At 60.4% G+C, this 24,394-nt stretch carries 20 protein-coding genes; 5 read left to right on the top strand and 15 right to left on the bottom strand.

What is annotated here, in order from left to right; genetic code table 11:
• Position 1 precedes the first annotated feature (1 nt).
• The 9 genes from narH to modA form a co-directional block, all read right to left on the bottom strand.
• Positions 2-1,615 carry a nitrate reductase subunit beta gene (gene narH, locus HMPREF2630_RS04740; RefSeq protein ID WP_049343399.1) on the bottom strand — a complete coding sequence of 538 codons (1,614 nt, stop codon included), beginning with the start codon at positions 1,613-1,615 and terminating at the stop codon, positions 2-4.
• Positions 1,615-5,334, bottom strand: coding sequence for a nitrate reductase subunit alpha (locus HMPREF2630_RS04735; RefSeq protein WP_070483649.1), 3,720 nt, complete (start codon positions 5,332-5,334; stop codon positions 1,615-1,617). The genes narH and HMPREF2630_RS04735 overlap by 1 nt, the downstream gene beginning before the upstream one ends.
• Positions 5,335-5,410: 76 nt before the next feature.
• Positions 5,411-6,604 (bottom strand): ThiF family adenylyltransferase, encoded by a 1,194-nt coding sequence (locus HMPREF2630_RS04730; protein ID WP_070483647.1) that lies wholly within the window; start codon positions 6,602-6,604, stop codon positions 5,411-5,413.
• 120 nt (positions 6,605-6,724) lie between these two features.
• Positions 6,725-7,231: a molybdenum cofactor biosynthesis protein MoaE gene (locus HMPREF2630_RS04725; RefSeq protein WP_049331883.1), complete on the bottom strand. Its 507-nt coding sequence runs from the start codon at positions 7,229-7,231 to the stop codon at positions 6,725-6,727.
• Positions 7,221-7,739, bottom strand: coding sequence for a MogA/MoaB family molybdenum cofactor biosynthesis protein (locus tag HMPREF2630_RS04720; protein ID WP_049331881.1), 519 nt, complete (start codon positions 7,737-7,739; stop codon positions 7,221-7,223). Before HMPREF2630_RS04720 ends, HMPREF2630_RS04725 begins: the two co-directional genes overlap by 11 nt.
• A 56-nt stretch (positions 7,740-7,795) precedes the next feature.
• The gene (moaC, locus tag HMPREF2630_RS04715; RefSeq protein WP_049345775.1) at positions 7,796-8,290 is read right to left on the bottom strand and encodes a cyclic pyranopterin monophosphate synthase MoaC; all 495 of its coding nucleotides are present in this window, start codon (positions 8,288-8,290) and stop codon (positions 7,796-7,798) included.
• Between the two features lie 88 nt (positions 8,291-8,378).
• Positions 8,379-9,758 (bottom strand): molybdopterin molybdotransferase MoeA, encoded by a 1,380-nt coding sequence (locus HMPREF2630_RS04710; RefSeq protein WP_049345772.1) that lies wholly within the window; start codon positions 9,756-9,758, stop codon positions 8,379-8,381.
• A gap of 99 nt (positions 9,759-9,857) precedes the next feature.
• Positions 9,858-10,718, bottom strand: coding sequence for an ABC transporter permease (locus HMPREF2630_RS04705; RefSeq protein ID WP_070483645.1), 861 nt, complete (start codon positions 10,716-10,718; stop codon positions 9,858-9,860).
• A 163-nt stretch (positions 10,719-10,881) separates the two neighbouring features.
• Entirely contained in the window at positions 10,882-11,673 is a 792-nt protein-coding gene (gene modA / locus HMPREF2630_RS04700) for a molybdate ABC transporter substrate-binding protein (RefSeq protein WP_049345765.1), read from the bottom strand.
• 236 nt (positions 11,674-11,909) lie between these two features.
• Between modA and moaA the strand changes: the two genes are divergently transcribed.
• The 5 genes from moaA (at position 11,910) to HMPREF2630_RS04675 (ending at position 16,752) form a co-directional block, all read left to right on the top strand.
• Positions 11,910-13,121 carry a GTP 3',8-cyclase MoaA gene (gene moaA / locus HMPREF2630_RS04695; RefSeq protein WP_070483643.1) on the top strand — a complete coding sequence of 404 codons (1,212 nt, stop codon included), beginning with the start codon at positions 11,910-11,912 and terminating at the stop codon, positions 13,119-13,121.
• A gap of 62 nt (positions 13,122-13,183) precedes the next feature.
• On the top strand, positions 13,184-13,450 hold the full coding sequence (locus tag HMPREF2630_RS04690; protein ID WP_070483641.1) for a MoaD/ThiS family protein: 267 nt from the start codon (positions 13,184-13,186) through the stop codon (positions 13,448-13,450).
• 1 nt (position 13,451) lies between these two features.
• On the top strand, positions 13,452-14,156 hold the full coding sequence (locus HMPREF2630_RS04685) for a molybdenum cofactor guanylyltransferase (RefSeq protein WP_070483639.1): 705 nt from the start codon (positions 13,452-13,454) through the stop codon (positions 14,154-14,156).
• 69 nt (positions 14,157-14,225) lie between these two features.
• A complete protein-coding gene (locus tag HMPREF2630_RS04680) occupies positions 14,226-15,521 on the top strand; it encodes a molybdopterin molybdotransferase MoeA (RefSeq protein WP_049331865.1) in 1,296 nt (431 codons plus the stop codon).
• Positions 15,522-15,657: 136 nt separating this feature from the next.
• Positions 15,658-16,752 carry a LacI family DNA-binding transcriptional regulator gene (locus tag HMPREF2630_RS04675; RefSeq protein WP_070483637.1) on the top strand — a complete coding sequence of 365 codons (1,095 nt, stop codon included), beginning with the start codon at positions 15,658-15,660 and terminating at the stop codon, positions 16,750-16,752.
• A 125-nt stretch (positions 16,753-16,877) separates the two neighbouring features.
• Here HMPREF2630_RS04675 and HMPREF2630_RS04670 read toward each other — a convergent pair whose 3' ends face one another.
• From HMPREF2630_RS04670 to HMPREF2630_RS04645, 6 genes are all read right to left on the bottom strand, one after another.
• Positions 16,878-17,540, bottom strand: coding sequence for a GNAT family N-acetyltransferase (locus tag HMPREF2630_RS04670; RefSeq protein ID WP_049331860.1), 663 nt, complete (start codon positions 17,538-17,540; stop codon positions 16,878-16,880).
• Positions 17,541-17,810: 270 nt separating this feature from the next.
• Positions 17,811-19,802 carry a PTS sucrose transporter subunit IIABC gene (locus HMPREF2630_RS04665; protein WP_049343265.1) on the bottom strand — a complete coding sequence of 664 codons (1,992 nt, stop codon included), beginning with the start codon at positions 19,800-19,802 and terminating at the stop codon, positions 17,811-17,813.
• A 239-nt stretch (positions 19,803-20,041) separates the two neighbouring features.
• Entirely contained in the window at positions 20,042-21,583 is a 1,542-nt protein-coding gene (locus tag HMPREF2630_RS04660; protein ID WP_070483635.1) for a glycoside hydrolase family 32 protein, read from the bottom strand.
• Between the two features lie 169 nt (positions 21,584-21,752).
• Positions 21,753-22,127 (bottom strand): 50S ribosomal protein L7/L12, encoded by a 375-nt coding sequence (gene rplL, locus HMPREF2630_RS04655; protein WP_049331852.1) that lies wholly within the window; start codon positions 22,125-22,127, stop codon positions 21,753-21,755.
• Positions 22,128-22,279: 152 nt separating this feature from the next.
• Complete coding sequence (rplJ, locus tag HMPREF2630_RS04650) at positions 22,280-22,810, bottom strand: 50S ribosomal protein L10 (RefSeq protein WP_049331849.1); 531 nt, start codon at positions 22,808-22,810, stop codon at positions 22,280-22,282.
• A gap of 406 nt (positions 22,811-23,216) precedes the next feature.
• Positions 23,217-24,380 (bottom strand): ABC transporter ATP-binding protein, encoded by a 1,164-nt coding sequence (locus HMPREF2630_RS04645; RefSeq protein ID WP_070483633.1) that lies wholly within the window; start codon positions 24,378-24,380, stop codon positions 23,217-23,219.
• Positions 24,381-24,394: the final 14 nt, after the last annotated feature.

Genomic DNA, 24,394 nt, shown 5'->3' with positions numbered 1-24,394 from the left:
ATTACTTCTTTCCGGTGGTATTCGGGAAGAGGCCGTCGGGGCGGGAAGAACCGTCCCAGCTGAACAAGCTGACCTTGTTGTTAGCCTCGTAGACACCGGTGGACACGGGGGTCGGGCGACCCTCCATGTCGTTGAACGCATCGCCGTACATGCCGGGTCCGCCATCCACGCTCAGGGAGCAGCCCATTTCCTCGAGGTTGTGGGCGTCCTCCATGTGAGCCTTCGGAATGACGTAACGCTCGTTGTACTTTGCGATAGCCATCAGACGGTACATTTCGTAGATCTGCTGACCGGTCATGCCAACCGCCTGGGCAATCTCCTCATTGCCTTCGCCACCCAGGTTGATGTCACGCATGTACGAACGCATAGCAGCCAGGCGACGCAGAACGTTCGTCACGACCTCGGTATCACCTGCGGTGAACAGCTCAGCCAGGTATTCCACCGGAATACGCAGAGCCTCAATAGCACCGAAGAGGTTGTTGCTGTTCTCAGCGTCGTGGCCCTGCTCCTTGAGCAGGTCGACAATCGGGGACAGCGGCGGCACGTACCAAACCATCGGCATGGTGCGGTACTCGGGGTGCAGGGGCAGAGCCACCTTCCACTCCTTGGCCAGCTTGTACACGGGAGACTTCTGAGCCGCAGTAATCCACGCATCGGGGATGTCGTTCTTACGCGCCTGCTCAATCACGGCCGGGTCGTAAGGATCAAGCATCAGCGACAGCTGAGCCTCGTAGAGATCCTTCTCGTCCGGAACCGAAGCAGCCTCGGTCACACGGTCTGCGTCGTACAGGAAGACACCGATGTAGCGCATACGACCCACGCAGGTCTCAGCACACACGGTCGGGATACCAGCCTCAATACGGGGGTAGCAGAAGGTACACTTCTCAGCCTTACCCGTCTTGTGGTTGAAGTACACCTTCTTGTAGGGGCAACCGGTGATGCACTGACGCCAACCACGGCAACGGTCCTGATCCACCAGCACGATACCGTCCTCGGCGCGCTTGTAGATAGCACCGGAGGGGCAGGAAGCCATGCAGGAGGGGTTTAGGCAGTGCTCACAAATACGAGGCAGATAGAACATGAAGGTCTGCTCGAACTCGAACTTAATCTTGTCCTCAGCCTTCTTGCGGACCTTCTCAACCAGCGGGTCCAGGTGACCATACTCGGTTGCACCAGCCAGGTTGTCGTCCCAGTTCATACCCCACTCGACCTTGGTGTCCTCACCGGTGATGAGGGAGACCGGCTTTGCTGCCGGGAAGTCATCACCGAGGGGCGCGGTGGTCAGGTTCTGGTAATCGTAAGTCCAGGGCTCGTAGTAGTCGCTGAGCTCGGGCTGAATCGGGGAAGCGAAGATCGAGAAGAGCTTCTGGAAGCGGTTACCGCTCTTGAGCTCCAGACGACCGCGCTTGTTCAGCACCCAGCCGCCCTTCCACTTTTCCTGGTCCTCGTAACGGCGGGGGTAACCCTGACCGGGGCGAGTCTCCACATTGTTGAACCAGACGTACTCGGTACCGGCTCGGTTCGTCCATGCCTGCTTACAGGTCACGGAGCAGGTGTGGCAACCGATGCACTTATCGAGTGCCATCACCATAGCAACTTGTGCCATAACGCGCATTAGAAAGTTACCTCCTGGGACTTACGGCGACGGATGTACGAGACGATGTCTCGCTGGTTACCGGTCGGTCCAAGATAGTTGAAGGCGAACGCCAAGTGAGCGTAGCCACCAATCATGTGGGTGGGCTTCAGCAGAATACGGGTCACCGAGTTGTGAATACCACCGCGCTTGCCGGTGATTTCAGACTTCGGGCTGACCATACGCTCCTGAGCGTGGTAAACGAAGGAGATACCCTCGGGGATACGGTGCGAGACAACCGCACGACCCACGAAGACACCGTTGGTGTTCACGCACTCAACCCATTCGCCGTCCTTGACGCCAATCTTCTCGGCGTCCTGGGGGCTCATCCAAGCGACCGGACCACCACGGAACATGCTCAGCATGTACTGGTTGTCGAAGTACTGCGAGTGGATAGCCCACTTGTTGTGCGGGGTCAGGTAGCGAACAGCAACCGAAACACCATCGGTCGTGCCGAGCTCGGGCTCGTTGTACAGACCGGTCATGTCCAGCGGCGGACGGTAAATCGGCAGGGCCTCGCCCATCTCGTGCATCCAGTCATGGTCGAGGAAGAAGTGCATACGGCCGGTCAGGGTGTGGAACGGCTTCTTCTTCTCGATGTTGACAGTGAACGGAGCGTAGCGGCGACCGCCGGTCTCCGAACCGGACCACTCGGGAGAGGTCATCACGGGCTGCGGTGCGGCCTGGGTCATGGGGAAGGTAATACGACGTTCCTCGTTACCCTCTGCCAGGTCCATCAGGTGCAGACCGGTCTGCTTCTCGAGCTCCTTGAAGCCCTTGACAGCAACCTCACCGTTAGAAGTACCCGAAATCATCATGATGGATTCGGCAATCTTCACGTCGGTGTCCAGTGCGGGACGGCCTGCGCCCTTACCGGAGTCCATCACACCAAATTCCTTAGCCATCTTGGCAACTTCGTGCTTCAGGTCGTAAGTCACGAACTTGGTGGTAGCACCGAGCTTGTCGAACAGCGGACCAACGGTGGTGTACATGTCGTACAGTGCACCGTAGTCGCGCTCGACGGTGACGAAGTTCGGCATGTTCTTGCCGGGTACACCCACCATACCGGGGGTGTTCTTCCAGTCGGGTGCGTGGCCGCCAGGCTGAGCAATCTGGCCGGGGGTGTCGTGCAGCAGCGGGACAGAAACGATGTCCTTACGGACGCCGAGGTGCTTCTTAGCCAGGCGGCTGAACTCGAACGCCAGTGCCTTGAAGGTCTCGTGGTCGGTCTTTGCCTCCCACGGCGGGTCAATTGCCGGGGAGAACGCGTGCAGGAACGGGTGCATATCGGTCGAGGAGATATCGTGCTTCTCGTACCAGGTAGCGGTCGGCAGAACGATATCGGACAGCAGGGTCGTGGAGGTCATACGGAAGTCCGAAGTGACCAGCAGGTCCAGCTTGCCCTGGGGAGCCTCGTCAACCCACTTAACTTCCTTCGGGTGGGTCTCTGCGTCTTCACCCTGGACGTTGTCCATGCTACCGACGAGGTGCTTCAGGAAGTAGCTCTCACCCTTTGCAGAGGAACCGAAGAGGTTCGAACGCCACAGGGTCAGGGTACGGGGCCAGTTGACGGGGTTGTCAACGTCCTCGACGGAGAACTCCAGGTCACCGGAGTTCAGGCGCTGAGCAATGTAGTCTGCGTTCGAGGATGCCTCGCCGCGTGCCACTGCCTGCTCTGCCTTGTCTGCCAGGTCCATCGAGTTCTCGGGGAACTGCGGGTAGAACGGCATCCAGCCCATGCGGGTGGAGCGTGCCACGACGTCAGCGGTGTGAACGTTGCGCAGCTCGCCCTTAGCCAGCGGGGACTGCAGGTAGTCGGTGGAGTATGCGTCCTGACGGAACTGGTCAGTGTGCATGTACCAGAAGCCGGTACCAATCATGTGACGCGGCGGACGGCTCCAGTCCAGTGCGTTTGCAATGTTGGTCAGACCGGTCAGCGGACGTGCCTTCTCCTGGCCCACGTAGTGAGCCCAACCGCCGCCGTTACGACCCTGGCAACCGGTCAGGTTCAGCAGGGCGAGGATAGCGCGGTATGTGGTGTCAGCGTGGTACCACTGGCAGATACCCGCACCGAAAATCACCATGGAACGGCCGCCGGAATCCAGGGCGCTCTTAGCGAACTCACGGGCAATGCGGATAACGGCCTCGGCGGGCACGGAGGTAATCGGCTCCTGCCATGCCGGGGTGTTCTGAACGCTCCAGTCGTCGTAGTCCTTAGCCCAGGTACCGGGCAGGCCCTCACGGCCAACACCGTACTGTGCCAGCATGATGTCGAAGACGGTGGTGACCTCGTGGCCCTCAACGTAGGCAACAGGCACACCACGGGTGATGACGTCGCCGTGACCCTTCGGGTCGTCGAAGGTCGGCATCTTAATCTCGACGGCAGCGGACTCGCCCTGGGGCAGGTCGCGGATTGACAGAATCGGCTTGCGGCCCTGCAGGTCCAGGTTCCACTTGCCCTGGTCCTCGGCTGCGTAGCGGTGACCCATGGTGCCGTTAGGAACGAAGACCTCACCGGTCTCACGGTCCATCATGACAGGCTTGAAGTCGGAGTTAGCCTGCTCAGCCTCGCCAGCGAGCTTAGCTGCGGTCAGGAACTTAGAGGGAACCTTCACACCGTCTTCACGGGTCTCCAGGGTGACCAGGAAGGGAAGGTCGGTGTAGGTCAGGGAGAAGTCCTCGAAGAACTCGACACGCTGGTCGACGTAGTTTTCCTTGAGGATGACGTGGCCCATAGCCATTGCCAGCGCTGCGTCGGTACCTGCCTGTGCGGGCAGCCACTCGTCAGCGAACTTGGTGTTGTCGGCGTAGTCGGGGCTCACGGTGACAACCTTGGTACCGCGGTAGCGGACCTCGGAGACCCAGTGGGCATCCGGGGTACGGGTCAGCGGAACGTTTGCACCCCACATGATGAGGTACGCAGCGTCCCACCAGTCACCGGACTCGGGAACGTCGGTCTGGTCACCGAAGACCTGCGGGGAAGCCACGGGGAGGTCGGCGTACCAGTCGTAGAAGCTGGTCATCACGCCACCCATCAGCTGGATGTAGCGAACACCCGCGCTGAAGGAGACCATGGACATTGCCGGAATCGGGGTGAAGCCGGTGTTGCGGTCGGGACCGTAGTACTTAATGGTGTGCACGTGGGCAGCGGCCATCAGCTCGAGAGCCTCAGCCCAGGTCGAGCGCACCAAACCGCCCTTACCGCGGGCGTTCACGTAGCGGGAACGCTTAGCGGGGTCGGACACGATGGAGTGGAAGGCGTCCACGGGATCGCTGTGGATAGCCTTTGCCTCGCGGTACATTTCCAGCAGGGGACCGCGAATGTAGGGGTACTTAACTCGGGTGGGCGAGTAGGTGTACCACGAGAAGGCTGCACCGCGGGGGCAACCGCGGGGCTCGTACTCGGGGCGATCGGGGCCAACCGAGGGGTAGTCAGTTTCCTGCGCCTCCCAGGTGATAATGCCGTCCTTGACGTACACCTTCCAGGAGCAGGAGCCGGTGCAGTTCACGCCGTGGGTCGAGCGAACTTCCTTATCGTGGCTCCAACGGTCGCGGTAGAAGGCGTCACCTTCACGGCCGCCTTCACGGAAGACGGCGCGGCCGTCGTCAGTCTCGTCCCAGCGGGAGAAGAACTTACCGAACTTAATCAGCTGATCGGTAAGGGGGCCGTCCGGGCCCTTAATCTGTGATGCTTGTTCCATACTGCCAATATATCGGAAACTCAGCATAGAAAATACAGAATAAAAACCTACCCTAATTAAGAATTTAAAAGGTTATCTAAACCGTAAGCCAGGCCGAGATTCCGCCTTCGAGCATACGCACCGGACGGTCTTCCAAGGGCGCTATCTCACGTGCCGCTTCAACCGTTCGCGTATACCCGGTGCAGTAAATAACGATTTCTCGAGCGTTTGGAGGGATTTTACGCCCAATTAGCGCCTTTAAATCACCTTTTCGAGACGATTCCAGAATCTCCGTCAGGGGTAGGTTAATCGCCCCCTCTATAGCAAAAGCAGCAAATTCGACTCGTTCTCGAACATCCAAAAGGGCAATCTTTTCGCCCTCTGGCATCGCTTTAAGCCCCCGAGCACTCACCACAGAGGGGGTAGAAGGTATGGAAGAGCCAGTTAAATCATTTGGAATATTACGAATTATTACGCGATTTTGGGCCTTCTTGTTCGTTTTTTGGGGCAATTCAGGCGTTTTCTTAGGCTCAGCTTGCGCACTAGCTACAAGGGGTATATATTCCCACCTTCCACCTAATGCCGAATATAGGCCTACCTCACCTATAAGGGGGTTACCCACCCCCGTCAAAAGCTTTACAGCTTCCATCGCCATCGCGGCACCCACAACACCAGCCATAGCCCCCACGACCCCCGCGGTACTGCACGAGGGTACGCTCCCCTCAGCGGGAGCATGAGGATAAAGGTCTTCGTACACCGGGCCGTGGCCTGCCCAGAAAACACTGAGCTGCGCATCGAATCCAAGAATGGCGGCCCACACGTGAGGAATACCGGCTCGAGCTGCAGCCTCCGATACCAGGTAACGCGACTCAAAGTTATCGCTGCCATCGAGCACGAGATCTGCGCCGGCCAGCAGTTCATCAACGTTCTCAGCCGCCAGGCGTGCGCACACCGCATCAACCTGAATGTGAGGGTTCAGAGCGCGAAGAGACTCCGCCGCCGACTCAGCCTTGGAGTTGCCCACGCGAGCATACGTGTGAATCACTTGGCGGTGCAGGTTGGAAGTATCCACCCGATCGTCGTCGATCACAACGATGTGCCCCACACCTGCACCCGCCAGATATAGCAGAGAAGGAGCCCCCAGGCCGCCGGCTCCCAGCACCACCACACGCGCGCACTTGAGTGCCAGCTGGGCCTCGTACCCCATCTCGGGCAGAATCAGCTGACGAGAGTAAAACGCACGCTCAGCGGCAGAGAGCTCGCTCGCGCTACGAGAGGTGTGAGAAGACATAGGGGTTCCTCGCATCAAATAGTAGAGATGGTTTGAATTTTAGGGGTCCAAGCTTCAAGGAGAATAAGCCTGCCCGAGAGAAATCCCCCTGACAGGCTTATATTCAGAATATTCAGAAGGCTAGACGGACGAAGTATCCACGCCAACCCACTCGATGCTTCCATCGAGCAGTTCCTGTTCCTTCCAAATCGGCACGCGAGCCTTCACCCGGTCAGCCACCAGCTCGCAGGCATCAAACGCGCGACCACGGTGAGCAGCCGCCGCCATCACGGTCAGAGCCGACTCGCCAATAGCAATCGGACCCACGCGGTGCACAGCCCACAGACGCACGCCATCCAGCTCGGCGGCAACCTCAGCGGCAACCTCGGCAATATACTCACGAGCCTGCGGATGCGCGCTGTAAGACAGCCCGCGCACCGCGCTACCGTGATCATGGTTGCGCACAATGCCGTCAAAAATTACCAGGGCACCCATGGCGTCAGTCATAACCTCAGCCTTAGCCGCTGCGTACAGGGGCTCTAGCGGAGCCTCCGTAATATCGGTGAACACCACGGTCGAGCCGCTCGGCTCAGCACCGTGCGCGCCCGAATGATCCAAGGGTTCTTCCTTCTGCGGCTTAGTGGTCATGGTAGTCCTCCATCTGACGGCAAATGTGCTCAACAAGCGGATCGAGGGTTGCCACGCCGTCCTTCACGCCACCGCGCGAACCGGGCAGAGTCATCACGAAGGTACGGTCAATCACGCCCGCCACGCCGCGTGAAAGCACCGCCGAGGGAACATTCTTCAGACCGTTCATCCAGAAGGCGTGCATGATGCCGGGCACTTCCTTATCCAGGTGGGGACGAACCGCCTCCACGGTCTGGTCGTCAGAGTTTAGGCCGGTACCACCGCTGGTCAGGATGAACGTCGGCAGGTTACCGTTCTTCTTACCCTCGGCCACCAAGGTGTTGAAGTAATCGATAATCTCGCGGTCCTCAATCACCACGGGATCCGGGGTCTCGAAACCGCGCGAGCGTAGCCACTCCACCGCGATGGGACCGGACTTATCCTCGTAGATACCGCGAGCCGCACGCGTCGAGGCGACAATCACCAGACCGGTCAGGTTCTCAGGCATCGTGAAATCGTCAGTGCTCATTGAATACTTTCCTCCTTTGGGACGGCGCACCACTACGCCAACCCCGTTTCTTCATTCTACGAATCTGCGCGCACGGACCAATCGCCGGACTTACCGCCGCTCTTCTCCAGGACCCGAATATCGGTAATCACGGCGTGCTTGTCAACGGCTTTAATCATGTCGAAGACGGTCAGCGCGGCCGAGGAAACCGCGGTCAGCGCCTCCATCTCAACACCGGTCACACCGCGAGTCTTGACGGACGCCTCGATACGCACAAAGTCGGGTCCGCGCTCGAAATCCACCGTAATCTTGCCCAGGGGCAGCGGGTGGCAGAGCGGAATGATCTCGGGAGTGCGCTTGGCGCCCATAATGCCCGCAACGCGCGCCACAGGCAGAGCATCGCCCTTGGGCAGGTCGGCGTCAAAAATCTTCTCGATGACGTCCGGGCGGGTGTGGACGGTTGCCTCAGCCACCGCGGTGCGGGTGGTTACGGATTTTTCCGTCACATCGACCATGTGTGCCGAGCCGTCGGCGCGCACATGGGTGAGGTCCTGTTCGGGGGTAGAGGTCATCGTGTCTCCTGGAATCTATAAATTGACGTATCGTGTTCGTCGATAGAGCACCGTAGGGGCTACCTCGGCGCGTCTCAAGGGGTGTCTATTAATCGTCGGTAAGGCGGATACGGTGGTAGGGTACGGCCTCTCCCCCGGTGTACGTCATGCCCGGGGAAAGTTCGATGAGCACGTCGGCCTGGGCGGCACGATGTAGCAGGTGCGAACCGGAGAGGACGTCCGGATACAGCTCCACGCGGTAGGTGCCCGGCTCGGTTTCCACCATGGCGAGGGTGCCGCGCAGGAACTGGCGCTTAGTCGGCGGTGCGGTGAGCGAAGTATCGGTCACCAGCACACCGCGGGGTGCGTTATCAAGGGTGGCCTGCTCGGAGGCTACCGCGTGGGGTACACCGTAGGGGCCGCCAGCGCGCAGGTAGGGGCGCAGAATCAGCGCGTAGGAGATGAGGGTACTCACGGGGTTGCCGGGGAAGGAAATCATGGGGACGCGGTGCCCCTTGAAGTCCAGGACGTTCACGCCCTGGGGACCGCCGGGCTGCTGGCTCACGTGGCCGAACCATGAGACGGGCACCAGGATGTCCGCCTCGTGCGCCTTAGCGATGGCGTTACGCACAACCTCGTACTTGCCGTGGCTGATACCGCCGGACGTAATAATGATGTCCGGTTTGAAGGATTCGTACTCGGCAGCCAGGCGGTGTAGCAGTTCAACGGGGTCGTCACCGATTGCGATACGGCGAACCGTCGCGCCGTCCTCACGTAGCATGGCGCTGAGCATCGGACCGTTGGCGTCAAAAATCTGGCCCTGCGCGAGGTCGTCCGGGGAGGCGTTGTCCTCACCGGCGGTACCGGAGCGAATCTCGTCGCCGCCGGTGCACACCAGCACGCGAGGACCCGCCGCAACGGTCAAACGTGCGTACCCCTGGGAGGCGAGCGCGCCCAGCAGAGCGGGGGTCACACGCTGTCCGGCGCGGGCAAGCACCTGGCCGGTCACAACATCCTCGCCGCGGCGGCGCACGAACTGCCCCACGCGGCCGGTGGCCAGCTTAATCTTCTCGCTAGGACGGCCGAAAGACTCGGGAAGGTCGGGGTACTCGATACGTTCCGACTGCTCCACGGGAATCACCGCATCGTATCCCTTGGGGATGGGAGCGCCGGTCATAATCGGGTAGGTCAGGTCATCGGATGCGCGGGAGCGCTGCAGGGGCCGACCCGCGGGAATCTCGCGGCCGATCGTAAAGATGCGGTCCTCACGATCGACGGCAGCCGCGGTGAGCGCGTAGCCGTCCATCTGCGAGTTGTCGAAGCTGGGCACATCCATGCGGGCGGTGACATCCTGGGCGAGGATTCGGCCTGCCGCATGATCGAGAGGAACGGTCTCCGCCGTGCCGATGAAGACCTCCCGCAGGAGAAGGGCCAGGTAGGCGCGGTATTCCTCGGTGTTGGGAGTTCCGTTGAACTCGGGAGCGATCATTGCGGTTCCTATCGTGCGACATACGGATATAAACAGTGTACGGTGCACCCGGGGGCGGGTAAATACAGTGCCACCTAACGGCCTGCCCCCGTAACTTGGCTACCCGAGGCGCTCGCGTAGCTTCTTGAGCGTGCGAGCCAGGCCCAGCACGCCAAAGATTCCCAGGTAGAGGCTAATGAGGATGAGGGCACTACCCAGGGCGCTCGGGAGGTCACTACTGTTGATGGCTAGGTCAATCGCGAGGGGAATAGTCTGGGTTTTACCCTGCACGTTACCGGCAAAGGTAACGGTTGCACCGTACTCACCCAGCGCACGAGCAAAGGAGAGCAGAAAAGCGGTGGCAAGACCGGGAGCCGCCAGGGGCAGGAGCACCTTAAAAGTCACCTCGGCGGGACCGGCACCCTCGACCAGCGCGATTTCCTCGTACTCGCGGGGAATGGCCTGCAACGTGGTAACCGCGGTGGCCACGAAGAAGGGAAGAGCCACAAAGGTCTGCGCAATAATCACGGCGTTCGAGGTGAAGGGAATCGAAATACCAGCCTGATAGAGGTACGAGCCGATTAGACCCTTACGGCCCCAGAAGAAGAGTAGCCCCAGACCCGAAACCACCGGGGAGAGAATCACCGGGGTGTAGATGATGGCGTAGAGAACCGCACCGAATCGGTGCAGGCGCGAACGATTCAGCACCTTGGACAGGAGCAGGGAGATGGGGGCACCCAGAAGACCGCAAATCAGGGTTGAGACGGCAGCCGTTGAGAGCGAAAGATTGGCCGCACCCATCACCTGCGGAGTGAAGACGGTCCCGAGCTGGCTCCACGGGACGTTAAGGAACAGGCCCAGGAGCGGACCAGCAATCATCAGAAGACCGATGAAAGCCGGGATGGTGAAGGAGCGAGGAACCGACGCAAAAAGACGCGCCGAAGATCGCTGCGCGCGACGGGCAGAAGAAGATGCAGACATGGATTCGTGAGGGGTTGGGGGCGAAGGCGGTGAATGAGGCAGGGTATCCCACAAGTAGTGGGTAAAAGTTGGGACGGGATGCGGTGGCACACTTCTATAAGGTGCCACCGCATCCCGGCTTTTCGCGCTAACCCCGCTGAGCGGGCGGGTTAGCGTTTACAGACTACTTGGTGGTGTTGAAGCCGTAGCCGGCGAGAATCTTCTTGGCCTCGTCGGAGGTCTTCAGCCACTCGTTGAACTTCTTAGCGGCATCTGAGGATGCGCCGGTCTTGCTCAGCGCTGCAGGGTATTCGTTGGGCTCAACGTCCGGCAGGTCGACAGAACCGAGGTTTACGCCCTTCTTCTTGGCAGCTGCGAGGTCGGTGGTGTAGATGAAGCCCGCATCGGCGTTACCGGTGGTGACCTTGGTGGCCACGTCGGTGACCTTACCCTCGGTGGTTGCGTTCTTGAGGGTGATGTCGTGCTTCTTCAGCTCTTCGTGTGCCAGGGTGCCGCAGGGGACGTCTTCCTTACAGACTGCGACGACGCCTTCGGTGGTCTTCAGGTCGTCGAGGCTGTTGATCTTACCGGGGTTGCCTTCAGCGGTAACGAGAACCAGCTTGTTGGTGACCAGAACGGTGGAGTCGGATCCAGAGAACTCGTCCAGCTTCTTAGCCTTGTCCATGTTCTTGGTGTCTGCGGTGATAAGCATGTCGGGGGTTGCGCCCTGCTCGATCTGGGTGACGAGCTTTGCGGAGCCCTCGTAGACGAAGGTGATGTCAACGCCGGGGTTAGCTGCCTCGTAGGCCTTCTCCAGGTCGGCGCCCGCATTGTTCAGGGATGCTGCGGCGAAGACCTGAATCTTGCCGGAGGATGCCTGAGATGCAGCGGAGGAAGAGGCCTGGGAAGAGCCGCAACCGGTCAGGGCCAGGGTTGCAGCTGCCAGTGCGCTAAGAGCGGCGAGAGGAGTCTTCATGAAAGTACTTTGTCCTTGAACTAGTCGTGTTAGTTGCATGAGGTGAGGTGCTCCACGCGAGGCTTTTGTGACAATTTATGTACGCCCCCTAGCTTGCGTACACCATGACACGTTATCGCGGTTTCTTTGGGTCACCGCGAATGTAACTTACCCTTCACACACTATGTAATGGGTCTTCGAACGTGGAATAATCATATTGTTACCCGAAATATACTAATTTTCTACATAGGTTTTCCATGGCGTACACGGCAGATTCTGGCCGCTCTCAGCTGATTGCAGGCCCTTTGTTAAGCACCTTATCTTCTGCGGATAACAGCGGTGCTGCTTTTGTGACGCCCGGAAAATCTGAGACCTCCACAAAGCCGCGGAGGAAGCTCCCAAATATTACGAACAGCGGTCCGCTCCTCGACCGCTGGGGACGCACCGCAACCGACCTGCGCATCTCATTAACCGATAAATGTAATCTTCGTTGCATTTATTGCATGCCGGCCGATGGACTGCAGTGGCTCCCCAAGGAAAACCTGCTTTCCGCCGAAGAAATTGCGCACCTTGCAGATATTGCTATCTCCCAGCTGGGCGTCGAAGAGATTCGCTTCACGGGCGGTGAACCCCTCGTCCGCGCTGATTTGGTCGACATTATCTCCCGCATCCATCAGGAGCACCCCGAGGTTCCCCTGTCCATTACGACCAACGGCATCGGCCTGGACAAGCGGGCCGCAGCCCTTGCCGAGGCCGGGCTGACCCGCATCAACGTCTCGCTGGATACCATCTGCCGCGAGACCTTCGCCGAGCTCACCCGACGCGACAAGCTGGAGGCCGTGCTCAAGGGTATCGACGGCGCCGCCGAAGCCGGCCTGTGGCCCATCAAGATTAATGCCGTGCTCATGCCCGGCCTCAACGACGGGCAGGCTCCCGAGCTCCTCGAGTGGGCGCTCAAGGGTGGCTACCAGCTGCGCTTCATCGAGCAGATGCCCCTGGACGCAGACAACCGCTGGACCCGTGAGGGTACCATCACCGCTGCTGAGATTCGAGAGAAGCTTTCGGCCGCCTACGTGCTCGGTTCGGTACGCGAAGCACGCGGCGATTCCCCCGCCCGACTGTGGGAGGTCTACCCGCTCGGCACCGTGCTGGATGAGGCGGGGTTCCCCGTCGACGGCACCGAATCCCTGGGCCGCGTGGGCATCATCGCTTCGGTGACCGAGTCCTTCTGCGGCGCCTGCACCCGCACCCGCCTAACGGCCGACGGCAAGATCCGTTCCTGCCTCTTCTCCGATACCGAGACTGACCTCATGCAGCTATTGCGCTCCGGCGCCACGGACGATGAGCTGGCCCTGCGCTGGCGTGAAGGCATGTGGTTCAAGCCGCGCGCCCACGGCAAGGAAGACGCAGACTTCGATATTGAGGAATTTGCTAAGGCGAGCCGCTCCATGAGCGCCATCGGAGGCTAACCCCTAGCCGCCCCGCGCACCCCCTTGTTTTTCGCGCCCCCTCGTATAGCATTAGGAGCATGATGCAGGTTCATTTCTTTGCTGCCGCGCGCGCGGCGGCGGGTACCGCCGAACTGTCGGTAGCCCCGAGCGACATTGATTCGCCGACCCTGGGCGCGCTCATCGCCTACCTGGGCCGGGAGCTTACGGGGACCACCCCCTCCGGTCTGACTCTGGCTCAGGTTATGGAGCAGTGTTCCTTCCTGGTCAACGGCACCCGCTCCGATGCCGACGCGCCACTAACCGATGGCGATCGAGTTGACGTCCTTCCCCCCTTCGCGGGTGGTTAGGATGAGCGATTCTTCACCGTCGCCCGCCGCGATTCCCCCGATTCTTCCCGAGTACCCCGAGTTCTCCTGCGCCGCGGTTGTCGTGGCCGGCGGGCAGTCCAGTCGCCTAGGGCATGTGCCCAAGGCCTCGCTCTCGGACGGCACGAACACGCTTCTCGGCTGCGCTTTACAGGCGGTACGGCAGGCCTCGCCGCGAGTTGTGGTCGGGCCCGATACCCTGCCCGTCCCCTCCGACGTTCTACTCACCCGAGAAGACCCACCCTTCTCTGGACCGGCCGCGGCCATTCACGCAGGCCTAGAACGTGTGGCGGCCCAATGCGAGGGCTCAGGTACCCCGACGCCGAAATGGTGCCTCATCCTGGGCGTTGATACCCCGCGCATCGCTCCCGCGGTGCAGCGACTTATGCGTACCGCCGCGGCCAACGATGCGACTACCCGGCCTCTCAGCCATGAGGGGGATTCCCCCGCGTCCGAGGGCTTCTGGGGGGTTTCTGGGGGCATCTACCAGCCGCTGGTGGGTATCTACCGTTATGAGAGCATCCGTTCGGTGTTTTCAGAGGGCACCACCAACGCCTCCGTCCGTTCCTTCCTGCGCCGTCTCAACCCGGTCAGCGTTGAGCTCTCCGCCCAGCACACCGCCGATGTCGATACCTGGGAGCAAGCGGAGCGACTGGGGTACACCACTTCCCTGTGGTCTAGCTACTAGACCGCCCCGCTACCACGGGCATCTACTTTCAGCGGCCAACTAGCGCCGCTTCAGCACACACGAGGTACCATGTCCCACCATATTCCCGCCGTCTCATGGGATCAGGCGCGCGAGCTGTTGCACGCCGCCGGCACACAGGCCGCCCCGGACACCAAGGCCGAGGCTCTTCCTCTCTTAGCGACGATTGACCATTACCTATCCGAAGACGTGCACGCCATGATGCCGGTGCCGCACTACAGCTCCTCCGCGATGGACGGCTACGCTGTGGCGGGCAACCCGCCCTGGCGTCTGGTGAGGCCTTCCTACCCGGAGGATTCTCGAGCCAATATTCACCGTCTCACCGTGCCGATTAGCCCGGGCGAGGCCACCCCGATTCTAACCGGTGGTCTGATTCCCGAAGGCACCGAGGCCATCGTGCGCGAGGAGCATACCAGCAACTACGAGGGAGCCGATTCCCTGGCCTCCGCCGATACCCGAGCCAGCATCCACTACCTGGAGATGGCTGAGGGATTTGAACCGCCCGCCCCCGGAACCGATATTCGTTTCGCCGGCGTGGAGCTACAGCACGGTGATTACCTGGCTCGCCACGGCGAGCGCATCTCCTCCCGCATGGCAGCGTTTCTGGGCACGAACGGTTTCGATGAGTTGCCCGTCTACGCGCCCATCCCGGTGCGTTGCGCGTTCACCGGTAACGAGGTGATTACCTTTGGCCTGCCCGACCCGGGCCAGGTGCGCGACGCTTTCGGAGGTTTCGTGGAGCACGCCATCGCCGCGGCCGGATGCGAGGTTCGCCCCTCGGCCCGCCTGGCCGACGTCGAGTCCGAATTCTCGACCTTCCTGACGACCTCCACCGCGCGCATCCTGGTGTTTACGGGCGGCTCGAGCACCTCGGGCGTGGATATGGTGCGTAAGGCCCTCAACGATTTGGGAGCGACCTATATCTTCGAGTCGGTGGATGTGCGTCCGGGCCACCCGGCCCTGGCCGCAAGCCTGCCGGTACCCGAAACCGGGCCGAACGCCGGTCACCAGCGTTTCGTACTGGGCCTTCCGGGTAACCCGTTGGCCGCCTATACGGCTCTCTACTCCTATCTGCCGCCTCTTCTTGCCGGCCTGCGCTCCATGCCCCTGCCCGCAGCAGACGCGGCCGTTCTTGCCGAGGATGTTCCCACGTTGCGCAAGGCTGTGACGACTCGCCTGGTGCCCGTCCGGGTGACCGAGGGCGTTGCCTATCCGCTACCGAAGTCGGCTTCGCACATGCTATCTTCCCTGGCAGCCGCCACGCACTTTGCGGTGCTCGACGATTCCACGGTAACCGGCGGGGCGCATCCTGCGGGTTCACGCGCGCGCATTATTCCGGTCTTCTAAGCCTGGGACACTTCATGCGGGGTGGGAAGGCTGGTTTCACCGTGGGTGTTATCGGCGTTCCCATCCAGCAGAAGGTATAGTTGATAGAGATATGCCAATCGTTTAGCATATCCTGTCTCAACCACAAAGGAGCCCCGTGGCGAAGCCCAAACTCAGCGACGTTGCCGCACTGGCGGGCGTCTCCCCCACCACCGTATCCCGAGTGCTCAACAACCGCGGTTACCTGAGCGAGGCCACCCGCACCAAGGTGCACGAGGCCGTCCAGCAACTCGGCTACCGGCCCAACGCCATCGCCCGAAGCCTGCAGGGTCAGCGCTCCCAGACGGTGGGTCTCATCTTCCCCACCGTGGCCAACCCCTTCTACGGGGAGATGGTGTACCAGCTCGAGAATCACCTGGCCGATGCCGGGTACAGGGTGATTCTCTGCAATAGCGAAGACCACCCCGAGCAGGAGAAGCGCTATCTCGATATGCTCTTCGCCAATCAGGTGGATGGCATCATAACCGGCGCCCATTCGGATGCGCTTGTGAACGTCCCGCATGCCCAGGCCCCCCTGGTGACGGTAGACCGTCGCGAGACCGGTTTTTACCCCAACATCCGCTCAGATAACTACGGCGGCGCACACGCGGCCACGGAGCACCTTATCGCCACGGGCGCCCAGACAATTGTGCACGTAACCTCAACCCTGGGCGAGCACAATGAGCGTCAGCGCGGTTACCGCGAAGCAATGCTCGATGCTGGCCTGACCCCCGAGTTTGTGGAGCTTGGCTTCCGCCCCTCCCTCGGCCTTAAGCGCGAGATGCTATACCGCTACCTGGACGAGCGAGCCGATAGCGCCGAGCCTGTGGATGCAGTGTTCGCCTCCAACGATAACTACGCCGCGCTGGCCCTGGGCTGGGCGCGCACGCGAGGTATCCGCGTTCCCGAGGATTTCCAGGTCATCGGCTACGACGGTACACAGACCGTTCAGCTGCTCATGCCGGAACTCGCAACCGTCATTCAGCCCATCGAGGGAATCGCTCAACGAGCCGTTCAGCGCCTGCTGGAGCTTATCGAAAGACAGGATGCATCGACCGCCTCCGCGGCACCCGCAGATTCGACTTCCGAGGGTTCCGCGTACCTTCCCGGGGATGTGCTGCCCATCGAGCTACACCTGGGGGCCACCGTGCGAACCATCCCCGATCTCTCGCTCGTGGAGCCGGACACCTCGGCGCCGGACGAGCTGCAGTAGCTCTCCCCCGCTTTTCTTCCAAAGATTCGCCCCACCACTCCACAAACGTGGAGCGGTGGGGCAAATCTTTACGTTTAGGATCTTGTGGGGCTCTTGAGTACCCGAGTTACGACCGGGCCGTCGCGCTAGGCCTGACCGGCGGCACGGGCGACGACTTCCGCGGGGCCGATTGCGGGGTACACCATGCCGACCGCGTGAGCCTTCGGGAAGATACCTCCGAGAGGCCCCAGGGAGAGGAAGCCGCGACGCTCGTAGAGGCGAGCGCTGTCGTAGGTCGACGCTTCGAGGTAGGCCGGGTAGCCTTCAAGACGCGCGGTGCCGTAGTCGAGGAGCTTGCTGCCGATACCGCGGCCGCGTAGCTCCTCCAGCACGCCAATGTTGAAGAGATACCAGTGCTTGTACGAGGGGCGATACTTGAGCAGGTGTAGCTCCATCATGATGGCGCGAACCAGGGTAACCGGCCCCAGTCCACGGTAGTAGGCACTAATCTGCTTGATTTCGTTGAGGAATGATCCCTCCTGGGACTCCGGGTTATTCCAGAGGCAGACGCCAACAATCTTGCCCGAGGAATCATCCACGGCAACGTCGATTCGTCCGCGGTCCTTGAAATTACCGTAAACCTGCAGGGTCATAATAGCGCGGAGCTTTTCCATCTCCTTACGGCGGTTTTTGCCACCGATGATGGCCATCATGGCGGGGTCACCGTCAAAAGCCGAGATAAGCACCTCCACTACCTCCGAGTACTCGTGAGGTTCGGCGGTGCGGACGGTATAGGATTCCGAGGACATATTCACCCTTTACGAAAGCTTGAAGTCTACATAAATATTAGCTGTATTCCGTCCTCCTGGCTAACAAATCGTGCCTAATCAAGACATTTTACATGCATATGCACAGACTCCCGGCAGTAAATATTGCACCATTATGCATAATTTATATGAATAGTTATTCACCCTTTCTATTTAGCCGCCTATAAAAAATTTGAACACCCCGCATCATTTCAAGGAAAAGATACGGGGTGTTCAAAAATGGAGAGTTTATCTACTCACTCTGTGTACAGACTATGCGTTAGCCTTAGCCTTCAGAACAACCTTCAGCACGGAGTCAGCGTTGGTCACAGCCGCGCCGGAATTCTGAGCGTCCTGCACCGACTCGGCCAGCTTCTTGGAGTTCGTGATAACCAGCGGAGTGGCCAGCGGGTAGCCGGCTGCCTTGATCGCGGGAATATCAAACTCAGCGATGACATCGCCGCGCTTGACGGTGTCGCCCTTAGCGACCTTCGGGGTGAAGTGCTTGCCGTCCAGCTCCACGGTGTCCATGCCGATGTGCATCAGCAGGTCCAGGCCGTCCTCGGTGCGCAGACCGTATGCGTGGCCGGTGGGGAAGGCGACGGTGATCTTGCCGTCAGCCGGTGCGTAGAGCTTACCTTCGGTGGGCTCCACTGCGGTGCCTGCACCCAGTGCGCCGGAGGAGAAGGTGGGGTCCTTGACGTCTACGAGAGGCACCACAGTACCCACCAGGTGAGCGCCCAGCTCAACGCCTTCGCCGGAGGCCTCGGCAGAAGCTACCGAGGGAGCCTCGGTGGAAGCTTCGGTAGCTGCGGGAACGGCAGGAGCCTCAGCTTCCTCAGTGTTGCCAGACTCGACCTTCTTGCCCCAGATGAAGGAGGCAACGAAAGCGATGACGGTGGTCAGGACGAGGCAGCCCAAGAAGCCCGGGATACCGGCACCGACGGTTGCTTCAATCGAGGGGAAGCCAAGGTAACCAGCAGCGCCCAGCTTACCCGCCTTAATTCCAAGGATAGAGGTAACCATCGAGCCAATACCCGCGGAAACGATTGCAATGTAGAAGGGCCAGCGCAGAGCCAGGTTCACACCGAACATTGCGGGCTCGGTAATGCCCAGGAATGCGGAGGGTGCGGCTGCCGAAGCAATACCCTTAATCTTCTTGTTCTTGGTGGTCAGTGCGACACCGGCTGCGGCAGCACCCTGAGCCACGTTAGACATGGAGGCAACGACGAAGATGAAGGAACCACCGGTTGCCCACAGGCTCATCTCGATGGGCGGGAATGCCTGGTGCATACCGGTCATCACGATGAATGCGTAGAAGGTACCGAAAATCAGACCACCCAGCGGGCCGGCAACAGTGTAAAGCCAGTTGATACCTTCACCCAGCCAGGTACCCAGCTGGAACATCGGCGGACCAACCAGCAGGAAGGTCAGGAAGCCGGTAATGAGGATGGTGAGGGTCGGGGTGAAGATGAAGTCGATGGTGCCCTTGAGGACCTTGTGGAAGAACTTCTCAATGTGGGAGAGGATGAAGGCAACCAGCATGATGGGCAGCACGGTGCCCTGGTAGCCCGCCTGCTGAACCTGCAGACCGAAGAGGTTCCAGTACTTCATCGGGTCGGTACCCTCGGCACCTGCCAGGGATGCTGCGACGTTGTAGCCGTTCATCAGGGCGGGGGAGACCATTGCGGCACCCATGGTCAGACCGAGGTAGGGGTTACCGCCGAAGACCTTGGTGGCGGAGAAGCCGACCAGCACGGGCAGGAAGGCGAAGGGAGCGGCGGAGAGCAGGTTGACAATGTCTGCAAAGTCAGCCCATTCGGGGAAAAGTTCAATAACAGCCTGAGGACCGAAAATACCCTTAGAGGTCAGGAGGCTATTGAGCGCCATCAGCATACCGCCACCGACCAGCACCGGGATCAGCGGCACGAAGATGTCGGCAATGGTCTTGATGAAGCGGGAGACAAGGTTACCCTGCTTCGCGGCGATGCTCTTGAGGTCATCCTTGGATGCCTCGGGTGCGCCAGCGGCAATCAGGTGCTTGTGCACCTCGTTGACGTCGCCGGGGCCGACGATAATCTGAAACTGGCCAGCGTTGAGGAAGCTACCCTTGAGATCCTCGTCGTTGTCGATTGCTGCCTGGTCGACCTTGTCCTGGTTCTTCAGGACGAGGCGAAGGCGGGTTGCGCAGTGCGCGGCTGCAACGATGTTGCCGGCGCCACCGACGTCCTTCAGCACGCGCTGTGCCACTGACTTGTGGTCCACGCTCGCTCTCCTTTGTTCGGAGCACCACCGGATGATGCTTTGTGAATGAGGTGAGATATGTCTGTGTGTGCATGTCATGCATATGTCATACGTTTGACATATCGGATGTAAGACATGGTATCACGCAGAATAACGCAAAGCGAGGGCCCACCCTCTCAAGAGAGTGAGCCCTCCGGCACATTTGTTCACTTTCCGCTCGGTCCGCACGAGCCTCAACCCGCGGACGAGCCACGGCGGGCCTAAAGGCGGCCGTACTCCAGGGACAGCACCTCGCCACCGGTCAGGCGGACGCGGCGCTTATCCCCCTTGAAGAAGGTGCGAGCCGTCATAACCTCTGCACCCATAGAGGCGGCCAGCTTGCCGCCCACGTACAGCTCAGTTGCCGAGCCGTCCACCAGTAGGTCGAACTCACGAATCTTCGAACGCTTCAGGCTGCGACGGCGCAGGCTACCACCCTCGGTGTAGCGGGTACCTCCGCGGTCCATCTGCACAAAGTCCTTATCCAGAACGATGCTCAGGGCCACGCCGTGAGTGTCCTTAATCTTGATCTTCACCCGTTCATCAGCCACGTTCACGCGGCCGCGCAGGCGGAAGGTCAGGGCGTTCTTCAGCTCGACGAGCTTGCCCTTCTCCTCCTCGCGGTACAGCGGCTTCATCTCCATCGCGTCGTTCAGCTGCGGAACCGGACGCTGGAAGAGCTTACCGTTGCGCAGGTGCAGCTCACGCGGGTAGGTGAACATGTGCACCCAGCGGTGGCTCCACGAGGGCAGGTCATCCTGATCCGCGTTTCCGAGCCAGGCGATCATCACCGGGGCATCGCCGCTTGCGGTGTGCGGTACCTCCGGGTCGGCGCTCAGACCGGTGCCCGAGATAGTTTGCGGGGCGTAGAACTCGAAGCCCGCATCCAGCTCGGTGAAGGGGGTCTCCACCTTAAACTTGAGGGTCTTGTTATCCAGCGAGCCCACAATGTAACCGCTCTGGAAGATATTGTTGTACTTCTCCCCCAGCGGCTCCAGTCCCTGCGGGCTAAAGATCAGCACGTCACGCAATTCGCCGGTCAGCTCATCGCGCATGCTCAGCAGGGAGGGGCACTCGTACATGTAGGTGCCCTTGAGGGTCTTATCCTTAATGCCCAGCTCACCGCGGAAGGTCCACTCGCGGCGATCGGCGGAGGTGTACACGACCACGGCACCGGTCAGGTCCTCACGCTGAGCGCCGATGACCATCCACCAGCGACCGTCACGCTGGAACACGTGCGGGTCTCGGTAGTGGGCGGTGTAGCCCTCCTCGGGGCCGGAAATCAGCGGGGGCAGCTGACGAGTCGGTTTGGCGTCCTCACCGGCGGTGGCAAGAATCTGGTAGGTCTCGCGGTTGCCCTTGGAGTCCTTGACGTTACCGGTGTAGAAGAACTCAAAACCGCCGGGAACCTTAATTCCGGAACCCGAGTAGCAACCGTGCGAGTCGTAGCGGCTGTCCGGGACCAGTGCGGTGCCCTCATCGGTCCAGTGGGTCAGGTCCTCGCTCACGGCGTGACGCCAGTACACCATGCGCTCGGGGTGCAGGGGCGAGTACTGGTAGAAAGCATGGTAGCGCTTGCCGTCAAAGACAAGGCCGTTCGGGTCGTTCAGGCGGCCGACCGGAGGAGCCAGGTGCAGGGCGGGGTAGTCGCGATCTTCGCGAACTCCGGCACCAAAAGCATCCAGGATCTGCTGTGCCTCTGCCGCCAGGTCACGGGCGGGGCGGGGCGAGGACTTCTGATTCTTTTTCTTCTGCTCGCTCATGTCTTATCCGTTTTCGTCAGGAAGAATGTCTGGGTTGTCTCATCCCATCATACGGCACCCCGGAGCCCCGTACCGGGCCAAGGAGAGAGGCACCACAGAGGACGTTAAATGCCGCAGGGCGGCACATCCAGTGGATGTACCGCCCGCGTAAGAATCGAGAAGAAGTCGATTACTTGAGGGTGACGGATGCGCCGGCAGCCTCGAGCTGCTCCTTAGCCTTCTCAGCGTCTTCCTTGGAAACGCCCTCGAGCAGGGTCTTGGGAGCGCCGTCAACCAGGTCCTTTGCTTCCTTCAGGCCGAGGGAGGTCAGGGCACGAACTTCCTTGATCACTGCGATCTTCTTGTCGCCAGCGGACTCCAGGACAACGTCGAACTCGGACTTCTCTTCAGCAGCCTCGCCTGCTGCGCCGCCTGCGACAACTGCAACGGGAGCAGCTGCGGTGACGTCGAACTCTTCCTCGAATGCCTTGACGAACTCGGAAACCTCAACCAGGGACAGTTCCTTGAATGCTGCAATGAGTTCTTCGATGGACAGCTTAGCCATTGTTTGGCTCCTTCACTATCTGTGCGGGTCGCCCCGCTGTGTAAATCTTGGGTACCCACCCCGTAGGGGTCGGTCAAACTAAGGGTGCGCATACGCTGTTGCGTTGTGCGCTGCTGAGTATCTCAGCGGCTGGTGCAGTAGCACGAAGGGGCTTATGCCTCCTCCGAAGCCTCCTCGGCAGCAGCGGGAGCTGCGCCTTCCTGCTCCTCCAGCTTGACGCGCAGTGCGTCCACAACCTGTGCGATGCGTGCGATGGTAGCCTTTGCACCACCTGCAACCTTGGACAGCAGAACCTCGCGGGATTCCAGGTCAGCGTAACGCTTGACGTCGTCCTCGGACAGAGCGGCACCTTCGTAGTAACCGTTCTTCACGATCAGCTGGGGGTTAGCCTTGGCAAAGTCACGCAGGCCCTTGGCAGCATCGATCAGGTCGCCCTTGATGAATGCCAGCGCGGAGGGACCGTGGAGGTGGCCTTCGAATGCGTCGATGCCAACTTCCTTAGCTGCGATAGCAGCCAGCGTGTTCTTCACCACGGCGTATTCGGTCTCTGCACCGAGTGCGCGACGCAGCTCCTTGAGCTGTGCAACAGTGAGACCGCGGTATTCGGTCAGGATGACTGCGTTCGAAGCTTCGAAGAGTTCCTTCAGCTCGGATACTGCAGCGATCTTTTCCTGAGTCGCCATGGTAGTTCCTTCTTCCGATTCTTGTAAGGTCGCCGGTAGAGCCTCGAAGCACTATTGCAAGCAATAAAAAATGCCTCGACGCGCAGGCGTACGAGGCACGATAGACGAAACCCTCAGGGGTTTGCGGCTATTCACTTCGAGTCACCTACGCGGGCGGCGATTTCTTGAGGGAAATCAGCTCTTATCAGAACCCTGTTCTTAACCTCCACCGAAGTGGTGATAAAGGACATAGTCCTAGACCGGCGGTCTTTGGTTCGTTTATCATCTCAGGTTCTCGGGCAGGCCGCAAGTTAAAACAGGAAAATCCCGCCGTTAAGCGGGGTTAATCACTTAAAAGCTCAGAACCTCCGCCAACAGCGGGATTTACCAGCCTCAGCTCGACGTCGAAACAACACCGAAACTCGAGCTATCCGCCCAGGTAGAAGCGTTTGCCCCCGGAGAAGAGGAAGCACCGCTGCGGAGCAACACCCAGCTGCACATCGCTACCAATTGCGTAGGAGATTCCCCCGGCATCAGAGAGGAAGAATTCCAGCTCCTGGCCGGCCGGCACACGCACCGAGTACTCAGCATTTTCAACATTCGAGGGTTCCACGGGATGACCGTCCGCCCCCAGCTGTTCCGAAGCCACAGGCAAAGTTGCGGTCTCACTCAGAGCCGCGCGGTAGAGCATACCGCCCACCAGGTGACGCTGCCCCAGAACCTGCGCCGACAGGACACCGTGCGATTGTTCGGATTCTCCCCCACCCAGTTCGTAGAAGGAGGAGGCGCGAATCACCAGGCGGCAATCGGCGGGCAGGGAATCCTCCGGTTCGATATCCAGCAGATTCAGCGCGGGGGCCGAAAGCAGCTTCGCCACCTGCAGGGTGTGAGGATAGTCCAAAAGACGACCCGGGGTATCCACCTGCACCAGGTAGCCGGAGTCCATGACCGCCACACGATGACCCAGCATGAGCGCCTCATTCTGATCGTGAGTCACGTACAAGCCGGTGAAACCGTAACGCTCGTGCAGGCGCACAATATCGGCTCGGATGCTCGCGCTCATCTCCTCGTCAACGCTGGCCAAGGGCTCGTCAAAAAGAACCACGGGAGCACGACGGATAAGGGCTCGGGCAATGCCCACGCGCTGGGCCTGACCGCCCGACAGCTGCGAAGGCTTGCGGTTCTCCAAGCCCTCAAGCTTCAGGGCTGCCAGCAGCTCGCGGTAATAGTCAATATCGACCTCACCGGAAAAAGCATGCAGACGCGTGGGGAAGAGAATATTATCCTTCACGCTCAGGTGCGGGTACAGAATGGGACGCTGAAACACCACACCCACAGAGCCGCGCTCCAGAGGCTGACCGCCGTAGGTCACCCGACCCGTCGTGGGGTCCTCCAGGCCGGCAATAATGCGAAGAAGCGTTGACTTACCGGTACCCGAGGAACCAACCAGCGAAATCAACTCGCCGGGGTGCACATCCAGGTCAATCTCATTCAGAACCGTCGTACCGGCGCCAAAGGTCTTCGCGACGCCTCGAATACGCAGGCCCTCAAAAGGCTCAGCCGCGGCAGAAGAATAGGATGCAGAAGTCATTCCCCCATTATCGC

Source organism: Rothia sp. HMSC072B03 (assembly GCF_001809565.1).
GTDB classification, from domain to species: domain Bacteria; phylum Actinomycetota; class Actinomycetes; order Actinomycetales; family Micrococcaceae; genus Rothia; species Rothia mucilaginosa_A.
This window is presented reverse-complemented; position numbering and strand designations above follow the sequence as displayed.

Bases quoted from the DNA above. Each gene is read 5' to 3' on its own strand.
- HMPREF2630_RS04735 (WP_070483649.1), bottom strand. From the start codon at position 5,334: ATGGAACAAGCATCACAGATTAAGGGCCCGGACGGCCCCCTTACCGAT.
- HMPREF2630_RS04670 (WP_049331860.1), bottom strand. From the start codon at position 17,540: ATGTCCTCGGAATCCTATACCGTCCGCACCGCCGAACCTCACGAGTAC.
- HMPREF2630_RS04685 (WP_070483639.1), top strand. From the start codon at position 13,452: ATGAGCGATTCTTCACCGTCGCCCGCCGCGATTCCCCCGATTCTTCCC.
- HMPREF2630_RS04710 (WP_049345772.1), bottom strand. From the start codon at position 9,758: ATGATCGCTCCCGAGTTCAACGGAACTCCCAACACCGAGGAATACCGC.
- HMPREF2630_RS04690 (WP_070483641.1), top strand. From the start codon at position 13,184: ATGCAGGTTCATTTCTTTGCTGCCGCGCGCGCGGCGGCGGGTACCGCC.
- rplL (WP_049331852.1), bottom strand. From the start codon at position 22,127: ATGGCTAAGCTGTCCATCGAAGAACTCATTGCAGCATTCAAGGAACTG.
- HMPREF2630_RS04680 (WP_049331865.1), top strand. From the start codon at position 14,226: ATGTCCCACCATATTCCCGCCGTCTCATGGGATCAGGCGCGCGAGCTG.
- HMPREF2630_RS04730 (WP_070483647.1), bottom strand. From the start codon at position 6,604: ATGTCTTCTCACACCTCTCGTAGCGCGAGCGAGCTCTCTGCCGCTGAG.
- HMPREF2630_RS04720 (WP_049331881.1), bottom strand. From the start codon at position 7,739: ATGAGCACTGACGATTTCACGATGCCTGAGAACCTGACCGGTCTGGTG.
- rplJ (WP_049331849.1), bottom strand. From the start codon at position 22,810: ATGGCGACTCAGGAAAAGATCGCTGCAGTATCCGAGCTGAAGGAACTC.
- HMPREF2630_RS04705 (WP_070483645.1), bottom strand. From the start codon at position 10,718: ATGTCTGCATCTTCTTCTGCCCGTCGCGCGCAGCGATCTTCGGCGCGT.
- HMPREF2630_RS04660 (WP_070483635.1), bottom strand. From the start codon at position 21,583: ATGAGCGAGCAGAAGAAAAAGAATCAGAAGTCCTCGCCCCGCCCCGCC.
- HMPREF2630_RS04645 (WP_070483633.1), bottom strand. From the start codon at position 24,380: ATGACTTCTGCATCCTATTCTTCTGCCGCGGCTGAGCCTTTTGAGGGC.
- moaC (WP_049345775.1), bottom strand. From the start codon at position 8,290: ATGACCTCTACCCCCGAACAGGACCTCACCCATGTGCGCGCCGACGGC.
- narH (WP_049343399.1), bottom strand. From the start codon at position 1,615: ATGCGCGTTATGGCACAAGTTGCTATGGTGATGGCACTCGATAAGTGC.
- modA (WP_049345765.1), bottom strand. From the start codon at position 11,673: ATGAAGACTCCTCTCGCCGCTCTTAGCGCACTGGCAGCTGCAACCCTG.
- moaA (WP_070483643.1), top strand. From the start codon at position 11,910: ATGGCGTACACGGCAGATTCTGGCCGCTCTCAGCTGATTGCAGGCCCT.
- HMPREF2630_RS04725 (WP_049331883.1), bottom strand. From the start codon at position 7,231: ATGACCACTAAGCCGCAGAAGGAAGAACCCTTGGATCATTCGGGCGCG.